The 19,112-nt window shown below is 65.8% G+C and carries 14 protein-coding genes; 4 read left to right on the top strand and 10 right to left on the bottom strand.

Features of this window, described 5'->3' with window-relative positions; all coding sequences use genetic code 11:
* Positions 1-229: 229 nt before the first annotated feature.
* From L2Y96_RS07220 to L2Y96_RS07175, 10 genes are all read right to left on the bottom strand, one after another.
* Positions 230-535 carry an STAS domain-containing protein gene (locus L2Y96_RS07220; RefSeq protein WP_247334727.1) on the bottom strand — a complete coding sequence of 102 codons (306 nt, stop codon included), beginning with the start codon at positions 533-535 and terminating at the stop codon, positions 230-232.
* Positions 536-546: 11 nt separating this feature from the next.
* Complete coding sequence (locus L2Y96_RS07215; RefSeq protein WP_247334722.1) at positions 547-1,734, bottom strand: methyl-accepting chemotaxis protein; 1,188 nt, start codon at positions 1,732-1,734, stop codon at positions 547-549.
* 19 nt (positions 1,735-1,753) lie between these two features.
* Positions 1,754-2,884, bottom strand: a complete 1,131-nt coding sequence (locus L2Y96_RS07210; RefSeq protein WP_247334720.1) for a protein-glutamate methylesterase/protein-glutamine glutaminase — start codon at positions 2,882-2,884, stop codon at positions 1,754-1,756.
* 87 nt (positions 2,885-2,971) lie between these two features.
* Positions 2,972-3,634 carry a chemoreceptor glutamine deamidase CheD gene (gene cheD, locus L2Y96_RS07205; protein WP_247334717.1) on the bottom strand — a complete coding sequence of 221 codons (663 nt, stop codon included), beginning with the start codon at positions 3,632-3,634 and terminating at the stop codon, positions 2,972-2,974.
* Positions 3,631-4,509 carry a CheR family methyltransferase gene (locus L2Y96_RS07200; RefSeq protein ID WP_247334714.1) on the bottom strand — a complete coding sequence of 293 codons (879 nt, stop codon included), beginning with the start codon at positions 4,507-4,509 and terminating at the stop codon, positions 3,631-3,633. The genes cheD and L2Y96_RS07200 overlap by 4 nt, the downstream gene beginning before the upstream one ends.
* A gap of 3 nt (positions 4,510-4,512) precedes the next feature.
* Positions 4,513-6,225 carry a methyl-accepting chemotaxis protein gene (locus L2Y96_RS07195; protein ID WP_247334712.1) on the bottom strand — a complete coding sequence of 571 codons (1,713 nt, stop codon included), beginning with the start codon at positions 6,223-6,225 and terminating at the stop codon, positions 4,513-4,515.
* Between the two features lie 65 nt (positions 6,226-6,290).
* Positions 6,291-6,803 (bottom strand): chemotaxis protein CheW, encoded by a 513-nt coding sequence (locus L2Y96_RS07190; protein WP_247334709.1) that lies wholly within the window; start codon positions 6,801-6,803, stop codon positions 6,291-6,293.
* A gap of 269 nt (positions 6,804-7,072) precedes the next feature.
* Entirely contained in the window at positions 7,073-9,049 is a 1,977-nt protein-coding gene (locus L2Y96_RS07185; protein WP_247334707.1) for a chemotaxis protein CheA, read from the bottom strand.
* Between the two features lie 41 nt (positions 9,050-9,090).
* On the bottom strand, positions 9,091-9,453 hold the full coding sequence (locus tag L2Y96_RS07180; protein WP_247334704.1) for a response regulator: 363 nt from the start codon (positions 9,451-9,453) through the stop codon (positions 9,091-9,093).
* Between the two features lie 15 nt (positions 9,454-9,468).
* Complete coding sequence (locus L2Y96_RS07175) at positions 9,469-9,786, bottom strand: STAS domain-containing protein (RefSeq protein ID WP_247334701.1); 318 nt, start codon at positions 9,784-9,786, stop codon at positions 9,469-9,471.
* Positions 9,787-10,059: 273 nt separating this feature from the next.
* Here L2Y96_RS07175 and glk point away from each other — a divergent pair, with 273 nt between their 5' ends.
* Genes glk through L2Y96_RS07155 form a run of 4 tightly spaced genes read left to right on the top strand, consistent with a single transcriptional unit; the run spans position 10,060 to position 19,109 of the window.
* Positions 10,060-11,079: a glucokinase gene (gene glk / locus L2Y96_RS07170; RefSeq protein WP_247334698.1), complete on the top strand. Its 1,020-nt coding sequence runs from the start codon at positions 10,060-10,062 to the stop codon at positions 11,077-11,079.
* 27 nt (positions 11,080-11,106) lie between these two features.
* Positions 11,107-14,139 (top strand): TonB-dependent receptor, encoded by a 3,033-nt coding sequence (locus L2Y96_RS07165; protein WP_247334695.1) that lies wholly within the window; start codon positions 11,107-11,109, stop codon positions 14,137-14,139.
* Positions 14,140-14,163: 24 nt separating this feature from the next.
* Positions 14,164-16,512, top strand: a complete 2,349-nt coding sequence (locus L2Y96_RS07160) for a beta-N-acetylhexosaminidase (RefSeq protein WP_247334693.1) — start codon at positions 14,164-14,166, stop codon at positions 16,510-16,512.
* A gap of 44 nt (positions 16,513-16,556) precedes the next feature.
* On the top strand, positions 16,557-19,109 hold the full coding sequence (locus L2Y96_RS07155) for a glycoside hydrolase family 3 C-terminal domain-containing protein (RefSeq protein ID WP_247336959.1): 2,553 nt from the start codon (positions 16,557-16,559) through the stop codon (positions 19,107-19,109).
* The last annotated feature ends 3 nt before the right edge of the window (positions 19,110-19,112 follow it).

Here is a 19,112-nt window from a genome sequence, read left to right as displayed (position 1 = left end):
ATTCGCGAAATGAGCCCCCCTGTTTTGAGGGCGCGAATTAATGAGACGCCGCGCACACTTTGCCGCTTACGCAAATTAGGCCGGTAAGTAACGTTACGTAAAGCAAAAACGGCGATTTGTTTCGTGCATGCGAAGAACACCCGAACAAAACGTAGAGCCTTCCTTACAAAGCAAAAAAAACGCCTCCCGAAGGAGGCGTTCCGTGAAGCGAATCGGTCTTACGCCGTTCTCAATGCACGGTGAAAAGCTTATCGAAGCCTGCAATACGCAAGGTGTTACGAAGATCGGCGCTAGCGTTAACGATGCGGATCTCGGCGCGATCGCCGCCCGCGTGTTCACGCAGCAGCATCAGCATGCCCAGCGCCGAGCTATCCATGCCGGCAACCTCTTCCAGGTCCAGGACGTAGCTGCGCGCCTGCGCTACATCGCCCAGGCAGGCGTCGTGGAACGCACGGTGGATCGAAAAATCGAAACGCTCGCCCAGGTGCAGGGTAAGGCAACCGTGCTCGGTATCGTTATGAACGGTAATAGACATGGTGCTTCCCCTTAGAACAGGTCGATATCGCCAGCAGCCATCGACTGCTGCAGGGCGGGGCCACGGGCACGCAGGCGGGCACGCTCACGCTGCTCGGCCAGGCGGGCACGCACACGCTGGGCGCGGGCGCTGAGTTCGGCCGCGTCGGACGGCGCGCAGGCCAGCTCTTCGATATCGCGGGTGCAATCGGCGGTGATTTCCTGCAGCTCGACCAGGCGCGAACGGGTCTGGTGCAGCAACTGGCTCAGGATGTCCTCGAACTGCAGCGAGCGGATCGTGGTCGACACGTCGTTGCCCAGGCCACGGTTGATCGAAGCGGCCTCGTCGGCAGCGGCGCTGGTGCGGGCGTTGCTCTCGGTGATCGTCGACATCATCGTGTCGATATCGCCCTTGGCCTGCAGGGCCACGTTCATGTCCTGCGAGGCCATGCGGCCGACCAGTTCACGCAGCTGCTCCATCGCGGTGCGCGAACGCTCCACGTGGGTACCGATCTTTTCATTGAACTGATTGCTGTGCTGCGCGAGGTTACGGATTTCCCCGGCCACCACGGCGAAGCCGCGGCCGGACTCACCCGCACGCGCCGCTTCGATCGCGGCGTTGAGCGCCAGCAGATTGGTCTCTTCGGCGATCGTGTTCACGTTCTTCAGCAGCGCGAACACGGCGTCCATTTCCTTCGCCATGCCGTCGATGCGGTAGACGATGCGCAGGCTCTCGCGGGAGAGCTGCACGATCAGGCCGACGAAGTGCTCCAGCAAGCCCGCGGTACGCGATGCGAAGTCCTGCACCGAAATACCCTTGCCGCCGCTCTCGATGATCTCGCCGAGCAGCTTCTGCTGCTTGCCGGTCTTCTGCGACAGGCCGTTGAAGCCGCCGCCGAGCTCGGCCACGGCATCGCGGACCAGGTCGAGCGCCTGGTGCAGTTCGCGGCTGGCATGGCCGAGTTCATCGACGATGGCGCTGCGCACATCTTCCATCGCATCGCGCACCGACTGGGCGTCGGCCTGCGTGCTGTTATTCACCACGAGCTCGACCACCGGCTCGTCTTCGAAGCGCGGGCGCAGGGCGATCGCGATCCAGGTAGCAGTGAGCAGCGCCACGACCAGCGGCGCGACCCAGGCGGCGTGGAACACCAGCACGGCGAGCAGCGCGATAGCGCTGACCGCGAAGCCGGTGATGCGTTCGTTCTTCGGAATGACCATGGTGACGTCTCTTGTTCCTTCAGGTACCGACGCGTGCGGCGGCGGCGGGAATGGGGGTATGGGCAAGCGCAAGCAGGCGCTCGGCGATCTTGTCGAGCGGCAGCATCTCGGCCGCCGCGCCAGCCTTCCAGGCGGCGCCAGGCATGCCCCAGACCACGGAGCTGGCTTCATCCTGCACGAGGGTGTGCGCGCCGATTTCCTTCAGCTCGCCGAGGCCACGCGCACCGTCGTCGCCCATGCCGGTGAGCAGGCAGCCCACGGTGGCGGCGCCGACGCTGGCGGCCATGGAACGGAACAGCACATCGACGGCCGGCTTGTGCCGGTTCACCGGCGGGCCATCGTGCAGGCGGCACACATGGCGTGCGCCGTCCCACATGACCAGCAGGTGTTGGCTGCCGGGAGCGATGTAGACGTGGCCGGCCTGGATCGGCTGGCCGTCGCGCGCTTCGCAGACCTTCATCGCCGAGCAGGTGTCCATGCGCGCCGCGAAGGGGCCGCTGAAGGCGGCGGGAATATGCTGGGTGATGACGATGGGCGGCGCGGTCGGCGGCATGGCTTCGAGCACCACGCGGATCGCCTCGGTACCGCCGGTGGAGGCGCCGATGGCGATGATCCGCTGGCCACCGCGGCTGCCCGGGGTCTGCGCGCGCGGCAGCACGGCATCGGCGGAAAGGCGCGGAGCCACTTCCAGCTTGCCGAGCGAGAGGTCCACCTTATCGATCTTCTGCACGGTGGTGCGCTCGCGCGGCTTCGCGCCAGCGGCCAGGCGCACCTTGGCGCAGATCTCCGGCGCGTGCTCCATGAAGGTGTTGGCGAGATCGGCCGAGGGCTTGGTGAAGAAATCCACGGCGCCCAGCTCCAGCGCACGCAGGGTCACGTCCGCGCCCTTCTCGGTCAGCGTCGAAACCATCACCACCGGCGTCGGGCGCAGGCGCATCAGGTTCTCGAGGAACGTGAGGCCATCCATGCGCGGCATTTCGACGTCGAGCGTCAGCACATCCGGGTTGAGCGCCTTGATCTTCTCGCGCGCGATCAGCGGATCCGGCGCGGTGCCCACCACCTCGATGCCCGGATCGGACTCGAGCATGGTGCTCAGCACCTTACGGACCAGGGCCGAGTCGTCGACGATGAGAACGCGTACTTTCTGCATGGGCACTAGCAACTCGGTGGGCGGGACATCCCGTCGGGCGAAGCCGCCGGGCATGTAGGAAGCGGTGGAGCCGTGTGACGCCAGGCGTCAGAACAGCTCGACCTCTCCCTTTATCGGATCGTTTTCCAATCGCTTGAGGTATCGCTTCTCGCGATCGGCAAGCTGGTTGTCATGCGTGGCCCGCAGCTGGCGCACGCGCACCTTGCCGCTCACCGGGAAAAACTGCACATGGCGCGGGTAGATATCGCCGACATCGGCCGCGCAGAGCTTCAGTTTTTCCGTGGCGATGTAGCGCTGCACGAAAGCAATGTTGCGCTGGCCGATATCGGTCATCGTCTGGAGCACGCGGCCACCGCCGAAGATTTTCACTTCGAGGTCTTCGCGCTTGCCGCCGGCCTTTAGGATCGCGTTGATCAGGTGCTCCATGGCGTCGTTGCCATAGCGCGCCGCGCGGCCCACGGTGGAGCCCCAGCTATCGCGATCGTTGCTGGCGGGCTCCGGCAGCATGAAATGGTTCATGCCACCGATGCGGCGGCGGACATCGCGCACGCACGCAGAGACGCACGAGCCCAGCACCGTGGAAATCATTTCTTCCTGCGTGCTGACGTAGTACTCACCCGGCAGGATCTTTACCGTCACCACGTCCTGGGCGGGATCCCAGAACCGGCGGACATGCTCAAACCCGGGCAACACACCCTTGGGATCGAAGCCAGCGAAAGTCCGTGGCTGCGCGACGAACGTGTCGCTCATTGACGTGTCCGGTAGACCGTGCGGCCGATCAGATCGAAATCTTCGGATAGCCCGTACATGGACTCCGAATGGCCGAGGAACAGGTAACCGCGGCTTTCCAGCATGCCGGCGTATCTAGCGAACAGGCGCTCCTTCGTCGGCTTGTCGAAATAGATCACGACATTGCGGCAGAAGATGGCGTCGAACTTGCCCTGCATGGGCCAATCGTGGAGCAGGTTCAAGGGCTGGATAGTGACCAGCTCACGCAGGCGCGGGTGCACCTGCACGTAGCCGTCGTACGAGCCTTCGCCGCGCAGGAACCAGCGGCGGCGGCGCGCTTCATCCACGCCGCCCAGGCGGTCGACCGGATAGACACCCTTGCGGGCGGCTTCCAGGGCCTGCGGCGACAGATCGGTGGCGAGGATCTTGGCATCGATGGTGGAGCCGGTGCGCTCGAGCGCCTCGGCCAGCACCATGGCGATGGCATAGGGTTCTTCGCCGGTGGAGCAACCCGCGGACCAGATCCGCAGGCGGCCACCGTTTTTCTTCTTCTCTTCCAGCCAGCGCGGCAACAGCTCGTCGATGAGCATGTCGTAGTGGTGCATCTCGCGGAAGAACGACGTGACATTGGTGCTGATGCAGCTGGCCAGTTCACCGAGTTCGGCCTCCGGGTCGCGGCGCAGCAACTCGCAGTACGCGCCGAAACCGGAGAGATTCAGCGCGCGCAGGCGGCGCAGCAGGCGCCCCTGCACGAGCTGGCGCTTGTGCTCACCCAGCGAGATTCCGCAATGCTGCAGCACGAACTCGCGCAGGAACGCGAACTCGGATTCCCCGAGGCTCGGCCCCGTCGCGCCCGCCTGCACGACGGCATCGCCGTTGTTGACGAGCGCGTTCATCGATCAGAACTCCTTCCACACGCCGGCATCGCCAGCGGCTTCGGCCGGGCGCTGTGCACGCGGAGCCGGCTGGCTGCGCACGGCGGCGAACACGGTTTCCATTTCCTGCTGCGTGGCGTCCTTACGCGGCGCCTTTGCGGCGGAGTTACCACCCTGGCCGCTCACCTGGAAGAACGACACCTGGCGGCTGAGCTCGGTAGCCTGCTCGTGCATGGCGCGGGCGGCAGCGGCGGATTCTTCGACCAGCGCGGCGTTCTGCTGGGTCATTTCGTCCATCTGCAGCACGGCGTGGTTCACCTGGTCGATACCGGCGGACTGCTCCGAGCTGGCGGCAGCGATCTCGGCGACGATGTCGGTCACCTTCTTCACGCTATCGACGATCTCGGCGAGCGCCTTGCCCGACTGGTCGACCAGCTCGGAACCGGCCTTCACCTTGTTCGCGCTGTCGTTGATCAGGCCCTTGATTTCCTTCGCGGCGTTCGCCGAACGGCCGGCCAGGTTGCGCACTTCGGTAGCAACCACGGCGAAGCCGCGGCCCTGCTCGCCGGCACGTGCCGCTTCCACCGCGGCGTTGAGCGCCAGCAGGTTGGTCTGGAACGCGATTTCGTCGATGAGGCTGACGATGTCGGAGATCTTCTTCGAGGAGCTGTTGATTTCGCGCATCGCCACGACGGTCTGCGCGACGACGTCGCCGCCCTTCTCCGCCTGCTCGCGAGCACCGCGGGCCAGCTGGTTGGCGTGGCTGGCGTTCTCGGCGTTCTGCTTCACGGTGGAGGTCATTTCCTCCATCGACGACGCGGTTTCTTCCAGGCTCGAAGCCTGTTCCTGCGTACGCTGCGAGAGGTCATCGTTGCCGCGCGAGATCTGCTGCGCAGCCGTGCTGACCGAGCTGGAGCCGTGGCGCACTTCGGTGACGATCGCGGCGAGGCGCTCGTCCATGGTCTTGAACGCGGTCTGCAGCTGGCCCAGTTCGTCGTTACGGGTCACTTCGATCGCGTGGCCCAGCTTGCCGTCGGCAATCTTGTTGGCCACTTCCACCGTCTGCGACAGCGTGCGGATGATCGAACGGACCACGAGCACGCCGATCAGCAGACTGACGATCAGGCCGGCGGAGAGCGCGATGATGACGAAGGCGCGGATGGCCTTGTACTGCGAAGCCTGGTGGGCGTAGATGCCCGCGGCTTCATCGCGCTTGGCGTCGATGAGCTTGCCGAGCTGGGCCTGGCGGTCCATCAGGATCGGGCGCACCGACAGCTCGATGATGTCGTTGGCGCCTTCGTCGCCCTGCTTCAGCGCATCGAGCACATCGTTCTTGGCCGACGCGTAGTCGTCATTCGTCGACTGCCACTTGTCGTAAAGCTTCTTGATGTCGGCCGACATCGGGATCTTCTTGAAGTCGTCCTTCAGCTTGCCCATCGAGGCCTGCAGCTTGTCGAACTCGGCCAGCTTCTGGGTGACCACGCTCTTGTCGGTCGCCTTGGCACCGGCTTCGCCGAGCACCACGAAGGCCATCAGCGCCTGGGTGCTGACCTGGCTCAGCAGGCTCGAGGGCACGACTTCTTCCTCGTACACCTGGCGCATGCCTTCGTTCTGCAGGTACATGGCGCCGAGGCCGACGGCCGCACCACCCACCAGCATGACGGCCAACAGGCCGAGCACGCCGTACAGGCGACCACGGACAGTCAGGGCGGGGATCTTCAGCTTCAACTTCTTCATCACGATTCCAATTCGGCAAAGTTCGAAGGCGAACCCGGCAGCGTGCCAGGTTCGCTTGATTCGGCTTAGGCGACGGCCTTCACATCGGTGTTGGCGAGCGCGGCTTCGAGCATCTGGGCGTCCTGCGGCTGCAGCAGGCGGTCGACATCGAGCAGGAGCACCATGCGCTCACCGACGGAGGTCAGGCCCTTCAGGTATTCGGTATCGACGGTGGTGCCCATATCCGGCACCGGGCGGATGCCCGAGGGGGATACTTCGACGACGTCGGAGACGGCATCCACGACCACGCCAAACTGGCGGCCGGCGACCATGACGATCACGCAGACGGTGGTGGCGGTGTATTCCTCGCGGGCCAGGCCGAAGCGCAGGCGCAGATCGAGGACGGGAACGATGGCGCCGCGGAGGTTCAGCACACCCAGCACGTACGACGGTGCCTGGGGGATGCGGGTGACCGGCGTCCAGCCACGGATCTCGCGGACGGCGAGGATATCGACACCGTATTCCTCGTTGCCGAGGTTGACGGTCAGGTACTGCGCGGCTTCATCGGCCACGACGGCGGTGCTGGCTGGCTGGTTCATTGTGTTCCCACTGCGGATCGGTGCGGCGGTTCGGGACCCCTCAAGGGGGTATCGGCCAGCGCCGGGGGACCTTTAGCGGGAATTTCGGAAAGATCGCTGCGGTGCGGCAAACCGGGGGCGCGCGAACGTGCCCGCGCCCAAAACAGCGATCCGCTCCCGTGTAGGAGCTCACCCTGTGAGCGACATCTTTCGCGAAAGAGCCACAGACCCTGCAGCGTCGACGCGAAAGATGTCGCCCACAGGGTGGGCTCCTACGTAGGCGGGATGGGTCAGGCGGCCTTGCGGCGGCCCTGGAGGCGGACCAGCCCGGCGATGTCGGTGATCAGGGCCACCGAGCCATCCGCGAGGATGGTGGCGCCCGAGATGCCCGCCACGCGGCGGTAATTGGCTTCGAGCGACTTGACCACGGCCTGCTGCTGGCCGATGAGCTCATCGACGAACAGACCGATGCGGGTGCCCTCGCCTTCCACCACGATGACGATGCCGTCCTCGATGGCACGGCGCGTGCCGTCGCAGCCGAACACGTCGTACAGGCGGACGATCGGCAGCCACTCGTCGCGGAAGCGGAACAACTCGCCACCGCCAACGACGCTACGCGTCGCATCGGCCTTCACCTGCACCGATTCCACGATGGAAACCAGCGGCACGATGTAGGTCTCTTCGCCCACGGCGGCGGTGAGGCCGTCGATGATCGCGAGGGTGAGCGGCAAGGTGATCGTGAACTTGGTGCCGTTGCCCTGCTTACTGGAAATACCGACGGTACCGCCCAGGTCCATGACGTTGCGGCGGACCACGTCCATGCCCACGCCACGGCCGGAAAGGTCGGTGGTGGCGGCGGCGGTGGAGAAGCCTGCTTCGAAAATCAGTTCGCCAACCTGGTCGTCGCTCATGCCATCGCCGGAGGCGATGATGCCGCGCTGGACGGCCTTGGCCACGATGGCGTCGCGGTTGAGGCCCGCGCCATCGTCGCTCACTTCGATCACGATGGAGCCGCCACGGTGGAAAGCCTCCATGCGCAGCGTGCCGGTATCGCCCTTGCCGGCGGCCAGGCGCTTGGCCGGCACTTCCAGGCCATGGTCGATGGCGTTGCGCACGAGATGGACCAGCGGGTCGCCGATCTTCTCGAGCACGGTCTTGTCGAGTTCGGTGGTCTCGCCGCGCAGGTCGAGCACGACCTTCTTGTCGAGCTTCTGCGCGAGGTCACGCACCAGGCGCGGGAAGCGGTTGAACACCGTGCTGATCGGCAGCATGCGGATGCTCATCACGCTTTCCTGCAGCTCACGCGTGTGGCGGCCGAGCTGGGCGAGGCCCTGGCGCAGCATTTCCAGCTGCGAGGCATCCACGCCATCGTGGAACTGGCTGAGCATCGATTGGGTGATGACCAGCTCGCCGACCAGGTTGATCAGCGTATCGATCTTTTCAATGCCAACGCGGACCGAGCTGGCCTCGCTGTTGGCGGCTACATCGCGCACGGCGCGCGGCGCGGCGGGTGCAGCCGGTGCGGCCACGGCAGCGGCCACGGGGGCCGGCGCCGCGACACGCGGGGTAATCGTGAGGTCGCAATCGCCATCGACCCAATCGAACACGCCTTCGACGGCGGCGCGCTTGGCGCCCGCGGCGAGGCCCAGCGTGTAGGCAAGGTACGAGGACGACGGGTCCATATCCGCCAGCGGCGGCAGCTTCGACAGATCGGCGCTGACCGTGAGCGGGCCCATGGCCTCGAGCTCGCGGAACATGCGCGCCGGGTCGTTGCCGGTCTTGAGCAGGTAATCGAACGGGCGGAACGCGATGTCCCAGCCTTCGATGGTCTCCGCGGGCGCGGCAGCCTTCGCGGCCGCGGCCGGCGCGGCGGAACCGCCCGACACCATGGCCGAGAGTTCGCCGAGCAGCGCCTGGCTCTCCGCCGAGGCACCGGGCTGACCAGCCATCTGCAGCGAGAGCATGTCGCGGATGATGTCGCCCGAACGCAGCAGCAGTTCCACCACGGCCTTTTCCATCGGACGGCGGCCGCTACGGACCTCGTCCATCAGGTTTTCGGCGACGTGGGTGAACGCGGCAACGTCGGTGAAACCGAACGTGGCCGCGCCGCCCTTGATCGAGTGGGCGGCGCGGAACACGACGTTGATCAGTTCCGGGTCTTCCGCGCCTTCGTCGAGCGCAAGGAGCGCCTGTTCCATGGCGTCGAGGCCGTCGAGGCTCTCTTCATGGAAGGCCTTGTGGAATTGCGCCAGATCGACTTTGGACATGGGTAAACCCTGGAATAAACCGGAACGCTTGGATCAGTGGATTAACCGAGCACGCGGGCGACAGTCGCCAGCAGCTGGTCGGGATCGAACGGCTTCACCAGCCAGCCGGTGGCGCCGGCAGCCTTGCCTTCCATCTTCTTGTTCGTGTCCGACTCGGTGGTCAGCATGAGGATGGGCACGCCGCTGTAGCCGGCCATCGTGCGCATTTCGCGCACCATCGAGATGCCGTCCATCACCGGCATGTTCACGTCGGCAAGGACGAGGTCGAACTTGTGCACGCCCGCCTGGTCCAGCGCCGCGCGGCCGTTATCGGCCTCTTCGACGTCATGGCCGGCGCCACGCAGGGTGAAAGCGACCATGCTGCGCATGGAGGCCGAATCGTCTACCGCAAGAATCTTTGCCATCGGTGTGATCTACCTTCAGTTCACGCCAGCTTGCGCCGGCAGTTCAATCAATGCATGAAGCCCCAGCACCGTGACATTACGGCGAAGGGTATCGCTGGCACCCACCCAGGCCACCGGCACGCTGGCCGCGCGGGCGTCACGGCTGAACGCCGCAAGCACCTGCAGGGCAGCCGCATCCACCTGGGCTACCGCCGAGCCATCGAGCTGGATGGCCGCGCCGGCGTTGAGCGCCGTCAGCAGGGTATCGCGCAGCGCAGGCGCCGCGCCGATACGCAGGTCCGCTTCCAGCGCCAGGGGCGCCGGGGTTGCGTCTTGGGAGGGTTTCTTCGCCATCGTTATACCAAGCCCGGGGGGTCGTTCGGATGGCTTATCGGCCCTTGGCGTGAAAGCTTTAGGCAACGAATGCGGCGAGAGCACAACGCTCCTGCAGGGGAATGAGGGACCCACGAAGAAATGAGAGGGCGCAGGAATGGCCGAATCGTGATTATGATAATCAACGGAATAGATTGTGATATTTCGTGTTTATTCACTGGTGAATACGTTGTTTATTGACAACGTTGTCACGCACGGGGAAGACTCGGGTGGCTTTCCTAGCGTGGGGTGGGTATGGGGCAGTGGGTCAACCAGCCAGTGGTGGCGCAAATCGCGCCGGTGCCCCGTCCGGTGCTGGCCGCCGATGTCGGCGGTACGCATGCCCGCGTCGCGCTGGTCATCGGGCAGCCCGATCCGCGCCGGCCGGTCCGCATCCTGGCCGAGGGGCGCTATGCCGGCGCCGAGTGGGCCAGCCTCGATGCCATCCTCCAGGATTTCCTTGCCGCCCAGGCCCATCTCGCGCCCCAGGGCGTCGAGCGTTGCGCCATTGCCATCGCGGGCTACGTGCTCGATGACAACGTAGCCAACAGCAACCTGCCCTGGCCGGTCAGTCTTTCCCGTCTTCGCGCCAGCACCGGCACGCCCACGCTCGAGGTCATCAACGACTTCGAAGCCGTGGCCTACGCCAGCCAGTTCATCGACCGCGACCAGTGCACCACCCTGTTGCCCGGCGCCAGGGAAGGCGCACCTGGCCCGGTGGTGGTCATGGGCCCGGGTACGGGCCTGGGTTCGGCCGTGCTGCTGCCAGGTACGCCGCGCGCGCAGGTGCTGACCACCGAGGCCGGGCAGATCGCCCTCGCGCCGGGCGACGAGCGCGAGATCGCGATCCTGCGCGTCCTCGCGCGCACTCGGCCGTACGTCTCGGTGGAAGCGATCGTCTCCGGCCCCGGCTTGCTTGCCACCTATCGCGCGATCTCTGAACTCGACGGGCGCGAGGCCACGCTGGCCACGCCCGATGCGGTGAGCGCCGCCGGTATCGCCGGCAGCGACCCCGCCGCGCGCGAAGCACTCGATGTTTTCTGCGCCGTGCTCGGTGGTTTCACCGCCGACCTGGCGATGTTGTACGGAGCACACGGGGGTGTGTTCCTCGCGGGCGGCGTGCTGCCGCACCTTCGCGATTTTCTTTTAACCAGCCGTTTCCGCGAGCGTTTCTTCAACAAGGGCGTCATGCGCCCCTTCCTGGAGCGCGTCCCGGTGTGGCTGGTGGAACACGGGCAGCTCGGTGTCGTGGGTGCCGCCACGAGGCATGGCTGATTTCATCTAGCGGGGAGTTAATCAACGATGAGCAAGCGCAACGGTGTCTGTCGTGCGGAAACGCGCGGCATAGGGGAAGGTTTGACCACGGGCCGGCTCGTGCGCCGGGTGCTTGCGGCGTCGGTGCTGCTGGCCTGCGCGCAAGGCGCCCTGGCGCAGTCGCTGACCGGCGGCCTGTACGGCCATGAAGCCGCCGGTGCGGGGGTGACGGTGAACGTCGCCAGCCGCGCCACCGGCTTCAGCAAGGACATCACGCCGGACGCCGACGGCCGCTACTCCCTCACCGGCCTGAACCCCGGTGAGTACCAGGTCAGCCTGGTGCGCGATGGCCAGGCGCTCGGCCAGTCCAGCGTGCTGGTGAACCCGAACCGTAATGCCGCCGTGCCCGAACTGGGTGCCGCCGCGGCCAGCGCGGCTTCCAGCGTGAACGCCAGCGACCTCGGCGCCGTGACGGTGCAGGCCACGACGATGTCCACCACGGTGACGCCGATCGACGTCAGCACGCCCGAACTCACCACCAGCTACAACTACAAGCTCATCGATGCCCTGCCCGTCGACCGCAGCCCGGAAAGCGTGGCGCGCCTGGACTCCAGCGTGCGCTTCGACCAGCACAACACGGGCTTTGTCTCGATCGGCGGCGCCAGCCCCGCGGAGAACCGTTACTACTACAACGAGTTCGACGTCACCAACGACAAGAACTCGCTGGGCTCCACCGCCCTGCCCGCCGAAGCCATCAGCGATACGCAGCTGATCACCAACGGCGCCAGCGCCTCGTGGACGAATGCCACCGGCGGCGTGATGTCGTCGACGATCAAGCAGGGTACCAACGACTTCCACGCCGGCTACTCGCTGTACTTCACCCCACCGACCTCGCGCCTGCTGAACCCGCGCGGGCACAACACGGTGAACAGCATCGGCGACTACTACAGCTATGCCTCGGCGAATAACCACGACGGGCAGGCACAGCAGTACCTGTGGGCATCCGGCGCCATCGTGAAGGACAAGCTGTTCTTCTACGCCCTGCTCGGCAACGACCCGGCGTCACGCAACGAGCAGTACGGTCAGACCCAGAAGCAAAGCACCAGCAGCCGCGACAAGAACTACCTGTTGAACCTGACCTGGAACATCACCAACGACCAGTCGCTGAACGTGCTCGCCCACCGCGATTACAGCCAGTCGTTCAACAATTACTACCAGCTCAACGAGAACTACAACCCGAAATCCGTGGGTGACTGGCTCTCGTGGAGCCAGACGCGCACCGATACGCGCTTCCTGATCGGCAACTACCACTGGCAGATCAACGACGACCTGCAGCTGCGCCTGATGGGTGGTTACCTCGGCTCGATCGTGTACTCGCCGAACTCCAGCGACGAGAACTCGGAGTTCCCGTACGTCACCTCGTACAACTCGGCCACGCAGACGCAGACCAACATCGGCCACAACAACAACCCGTATAGCTACTCGCCTTCCGATTACTGGCGACGTGGCTGGAAGGGCGACCTGACCTGGCAGCTCGGCGACCACAAGCTGGTCTTCGGCGGCGAGTACTACAAACACTCGCTGGCCAGCACGACCGATTCCGTGCCGGCGGGCTGGTTCACGTATTACGACCAGGCGGGCGTGGCCCTGCCGAACGGCTCCGTCTCCCCTGCCACGGGCAAATACGTCAGCCAGTACGTGGATCTCGAAGGCGGCTCATTCCAGACGATCAACAAGGGCGCCTATGTCGAGGACTACTGGCAGGCGGCCGATCGCGTGCTGGTCTACGGCGCCCTGCGCTGGGATAACTACATTTACAAGGACGGCGTGGGCAACCAGTTCATGCGCCTGCCGATCACCTCGCCGCGCCTCGGCTTCTCGTGGGACGTGAACGGCGACAGCTCGCTCAAGGTCGGCGGCAGCCTCGGCAAGTACTCGATCCCCCTGCCCTCATCCTTCAGCTTCGGCGTGGCCGAGCCGCGCACGACGTACACCAACTACTACACCTACACCGGCGTGGACCCGAGCACGCAGACACCGCTGGGCCTGACCCAGATCGGTGGTTCGGCGATCACGGCCGAAGGTGTCCCGACGCCGGCACAGATCGCCGCGACCAATATCAAAGCGCCCTTCCAGTACGAAGCGCAGCTGTATGCCCAGCAGCAGCTCAACACGAACTGGTCCGGCCTGGTCCAGCTCGGCTGGGTCGATCTGCGCCGCGTGGTCGAAGACACCTGCTACGGCGGGGGCGTGCAGGCCTACGCGCAAAGCCAGGGCTATACCAACTACACGCAGAACAACTACACCTGCTGGCTGGTGAACCCCGGCGAGAATTTCACGCTGAAGCGCGATTACAACGGCGATGGCAGTGTCGAGCCGCTCTCGATCCCCGGCGCCGCGCTGGGCCTGCCCAGGCCTGCGCACAAGTACTACAACCTCAAACTCGGCCTGACCCACGCCTCCACGCCGGATGAGCCGTACTTCCTCAACCTGAGCTACACGTATGCGCGGGAATACGGCAACACCAACGGCCTGATCGATGAAGAGCGCCGCAACGCCGGCTGGATCGGCCAGACCTCGGCGTTCAACTACCCCGGCGTGATGATCGGCAGCAACGGCAACCTCGCGGGCGATATCCGCCACAGCCTGACCGCGACGGGCACGTACGACTTCACCAACGGCCTGTCGCTCGGCGGTGTGTTCACCGCGCACACCGGCGCGCCGACCAGTTGCCTCGGTAGCTATCCGGATACCAGCGATCCGACCTACCAGTATCTCCCCTCGCAGGCACATTACTGCGATGGCCAGGTGGCGAAGCAGGGTACGGACAAGCGCCTGCCGTTCTTCTGGCAGCTGGATCTCTCCGCCACGTACCACTGGAAGATCAACGCTTCGAACGACCTGAGCCTGCAGTTGCGGGTGAGCAATGTCACCAACCGCCAGGGCACGATCGATATCAACCAGGTCTACGATAACGGACTGTACGGCGACGGATCGTCCATCGACAGCGTGAACTACCACGCCGCCACCTGGCAGCTCCCGCGCGCGACCACCCTGGCCCTGCGCTATACGTTCCTCTAAAAGGCTGGCTTGATGACCCATGGCATGACGAAGCACACCCCGGCGCAACGCCGGGGCCTGCACGCGGCGCTGGCCGCCGCGTTGTTACTCACCAGCGGGCTCGGCCAGGCGCAAGCCGCGGCGGCGCTGCCGATCCCACTGATCCCCATGCCGGTGTCCGTAACACCGGCGTCGGGCAGCCTGGCCGTCAACGCACAGAGCGTCATTGCGTATGCGCCAGGTGACAAGGGTGCCGAGGCTGCCGCGAATTACCTCGCCGCCGAGCTCAAGCGCAGCCGTGGGCTTACGCTGACGGTGAGCGCAACGGCTACGCCCGCGCGCGGTGCGATCGTCGTGCGTACCGATCCCAAGGCTACCGTCACGCAGACCGATGGCTATACGCTCGATGTGGACGGCACCGGTGCGCGTATCACCTCACGGGGCGATGCTGGCTTGTTCTACGGCGCAGTAACGCTCTGGCAACTCGCCACCGCCGATGGAAAACAAGGTGCCACGCAAGTCCCTGATGTCGCGATCCGCGATTTCCCGCGCTTTGCATGGCGCGGCCTGATGCTCGACGTGGTCCGCCACTTCCGCACCGTTGCCGAGGTAAAGCAGGCGCTCGACAGCATGGCCGAGCACAAGCTCAACGTCTTCCACTGGCATCTCAGCGATGACCAGGGCTGGCGGATCGAGATCAAGCGTTACCCCAAACTGACCAGCATCGGTGGCTGGCGCACGCCGCCCGGCGCAGGTACGCACGGCGAGCCGCTCAAGTACGGTGGCTTCTACACGCAGGACGAGATTCGTGACGTGGTGGCCTACGCCGCCGCGCGGCACATCACCGTGGTCCCCGAGCTGGACATGCCAGGCCACGCGCAGGCCGCCGTCGCCGCGTATCCGGAGATCGTCGGTGTCACCGGCGAACGGCCTGCCGTCTCCGTGGACTGGGGCGTCAATCCCTATCTCTACAACGTGGACGACAAGAGCTTCACCTTCATCGAGAACGTGCTCGATGAACTCATGACCTTGTTCCCCTCGACCTACATCCACATCGGTGGCGACGAGGCGGTCAAGGACCAGTGGAAGGATTCGCCGGCCGTGCAGGCGAAGATGAAATCGCTGGGCATCACCACCGAGAATGCGCTGCAAAGCTGGTTTACCGATCGCCTGGGCGATTACCTCGGCAAGCATGGCCGCCGCCTGATCGGCTGGGATGAAATCCTCGAAGGCGGCCTTCCCCGCACCGCCTCGGTCATGTCGTGGCGTGGCGTCGAAGGCGCGGTCGCGGCAGCGAAGCAGGACCATGACGTCGTGCTCGCGCCCGCGGGCTGGATGTATTTCGATAACCACCAGAGCGATCGCGCCGACGAGCCCAATGGCCGTCTCTCGGTGCTCGACCTGAAGCGCGTCTACGGCTTCGAGCCCGTCGATGCCTCGCTCACGCCCGAGCAGGCGAAGCATGTACTCGGCACCGAAGCGACCTTGTGGGCCGAGTTCATCCCTTCGCAGCGCCACGTCGAGCACGCCCTGTACCCACGCCTCGATGCCATGTCCGAGATCGCGTGGTCGCCGCGCGAGGCGAAGAACTGGGATAGCTTCCAGCAACGCCTGCCGGCCCAGCTGCGTCGTTATGCGGCGCTGGACATCATCCCCTCCGACACCGCGTTCGCCCCGGGTATCCACGTGCAGGAAGACGTGCCGGCCGTGCTGCGCAGTGGCAAGGCCACGGTAAGCCTGGATAACCAGACCGGCTTCGGCACGCTGCGCTACACCACGGATGGCAGCACACCGGGTGCCTCGGCCAAAGCCTACAGCGTGCCTTTCCCGGTGACCCTGCCGGTGACCGTGCGTGCAGCGACGTTTGCGCCCGATGGCACGCCCATCGCGGCAGCGCGCAGCCGCCTGATCGACCAGGTCTCGCTGCTGACCCGCCACAACGGCGAGTTCACCAAGTGCGCGGATGGTGGCCTGGGCCTGCGCATGCCGTTGCTGCCCGACCTCGGCGCCATGGATACGCCGGTGTACGACATCGATCTGTTCACCTCGTGCTGGCGTTATCCGAAGGCACCGCTCGATGGCATCACCGGCATTCGCGTGGAGGCGGCGCGACTCGCACGCAACTACGGGCTTGCGCACGAGCAATCCAAGGTCGTGCCGCATCCGGCAAAAACCGCCAACGGCGAGCTGGAGATCTACGAGGACACCTGCAGCGGCAAGCTGCTGGCCAGCCTGCCGCTGCCGGATGGCAAGGCGCTCGGCGAGCGCTTCGAGCTGAAGGGCCGCCTGCCGGCGACGCAAGGCGAGCACGATCTCTGCATGCGTGTCACAGCGCCCATCAACGGGCCGCTGTATGGCCTACAGTCGGTGCAACTGACGGGAGCCCACCGATGACGATCCGCGCGCGACCACTCACCGTTCTAGCCCTGGCCGGCGCCATGGCGCTGGCAGGTGCCCAGGCCCGGGCCGCTGCCACGGCTACGCCGGAGCAACGGGCAAGCGAGCTGGTCGCGCGCATGAGCCTCGACGAGAAAGTGACCCAGTTGCAGAGTGCCGCTCCGGCACTGCCACGGCTCGGGATTCCCGCGTACGACTGGTGGAACGAAGGGTTGCATGGCGCGGCGCGCGCCGGCTACGCCACGGTCTTCCCGCAGGCGATCGGCCTGGCCGCCAGCTGGCATCCCGAGCTGATGCACCGGGTGGGCGAAGTTGTCTCCACCGAACAGCGCGCCCGCTTCGATACGATCGGCGCTGGGCATGACCACGGCCGCTACGAAGGGCTCACGATCTGGTCGCCCAACGTGAATATCTTCCGCGACCCGCGCTGGGGCCGTGGCCAGGAAACCTACGGTGAAGATCCGTACCTGACCGGCCGCCTCGCCGTCGCCTTCGTGCAGGGCATCCAGGGACCCGATCCGGCCCACCCGCGCGCCATCGCCACACCCAAGCACTTCGCCGTGCACAGCGGGCCGGAGGCGGGGCGACATGGTTTCGATGTGGATGTCTCGCCGCACGATCGCGAGGCGACCTTCCTCCCCGCCTTCCGTGCCGCGGTGACCGAAGGCCACGCTGGCTCGGTGATGTGCGCGTATAACGCGCTGCATGGCACGCCTGTGTGTGCGGATGCTGGCCTGCTCACCGATACGCTGCGCAAAGGCTGGGGCTTCACCGGCTTCGTGGTGTCCGATTGCGACGCGATCGACGACATGACGAAGTTCCACTACTACCGGCCGGATAACGCGGGATCCTCGGCGGCCGCCATTCGCGCTGGCACCGACCTGGATTGCGGCTTCGCGTACGCGGAGCTCGCCGACGCCGTGCGCCGCGGCGAGGTGAGTGAAGCGACGCTCGACACCTCGCTCGTACGGCTGTTTGCCGCGCGCTATCGCCTGGGTGAACTCGGCGCACCGGCGAAGAAGCCCGCACCTGTCGATACGAAGGCGAACAGCGCACTGGCCCTGCAGGCCGCGCTGGAATCGATGGTCCTGTTGAAGAACGATAGCGGCACCCTACCCTTCAAGGGCACGCCGCGTATCGCCGTGATCGGGCCGAATGCCGATACGGTAGAAACGCTGGAAGCCAATTACCACGCGACGCCGCGCGCGCCGGTCACGCCGCTCGAAGGCTTGCGTACACGCTTCGGTGCCGCGCGCGTCGCCTATGCGCAGGGCGCGCCGATCGCCGCGGGCGTGCCGGTACCTGTGCCGGAGACGGCGCTACGCACGGGTGATAGCGCCGACGCTCCTGCGGGTCTCGCCGCGGCGTATTTCGACAACGGCGACTTCAGCGGCAAGCCCCGGGTGTCCCGCACCGACCGCACCATCGATTTCGACTGGGACCACGTGTCGCCCGCCGGCTTGCCCAAGGGCCGTTACGCCGTGCGCTGGACCGGTTCGTTGCTGCCACCGGGCCCCGGTGACTACACGCTCGCCGTCCACGTCGAGCGCTGTTTCGACTGCTCGGGCCACGATCCCGTGCGGCTCTTCGTCGATGGCAAAGCCGTCATCGACGATACGGGCGATGACAAGCACACCCAAGCCACGCTGCATTTCACCGACACGCAGCCGCACGCCGTGCGCCTGGAGTACGTGCATAGCGGTGAAGACCAGGGCGTGCGCCTGCAATGGCTGCCGCCTGCCGATGCGCAGCTCGCGGAAGCTGAACGCACCGTGGCCGCCGCGGATGTCGCGGTGGCCTTCGTCGGCCTCTCGCCTGATGTGGAAGGCGAGGAGCTGCATGTGGACGTACCAGGCTTCGACGGCGGCGACCGCACCGATATCAGCCTGCCCGCGGCACAGCAGGCGTTGCTCGAGCGCGCTGCCGCTACCGGCAAGCCGCTGGTCGTGGTGCTGATGTCAGGCAGCGCAGTAGCGCTGAACTGGGCGAAGGAACACGCCTCTGCCATCGTGGCCGCGTGGTACCCGGGGGAAAGCGGCGGTACCGCCATCGCACAGGTGCTGGCAGGCGACTACAACCCCGCAGGCCGCCTGCCCGTCACCTTCTACCACTCCGTCCGCGACCTGCCGCCGTTCACCAGCTACCAGATGAAGGGCCGCACGTACCGCTACTTCGAGGGCGAGCCGCTGTACCCGTTCGGCCACGGCCTCAGCTATACGCGCTTCAGCTACACCGACGCACAGGCATCGGCGGCGAGCGTGGAAGCCGGCAAGCCGCTGACGGCCAGTGTCACCGTGCGCAACGACGGCGATCGCGCCGGCGACGAAGTCGCCCAGGCGTACCTCAGCTACCCCGCCACCGACACGCTCGCGCCGCAACGCACGCTGGTCGGCCTCGAACGCATCCACCTGAAGCCCGGCGAATCCCGCCGCGTCACGTTCACTCTGTCCCCGCGCTCCCTGAGCTCCGTCGACGCCAGCGGCCACCGCGCCGTGAAACCCGGCGACTACACGCTCTACCTCGGCGGCGGCCAACCCAACGACGCCCCCGGTACCCCACTAACCTTCCAGATCCACGGCGAGAGTGCCCTGTAGGAG

Source organism: Luteibacter aegosomaticola (assembly GCF_023078475.1).
Taxonomy (GTDB): domain Bacteria; phylum Pseudomonadota; class Gammaproteobacteria; order Xanthomonadales; family Rhodanobacteraceae; genus Luteibacter; species Luteibacter aegosomaticola.
Note: the sequence above shows the minus strand (reverse complement) of the source record. Positions and strands in the feature narration are given on the sequence as shown.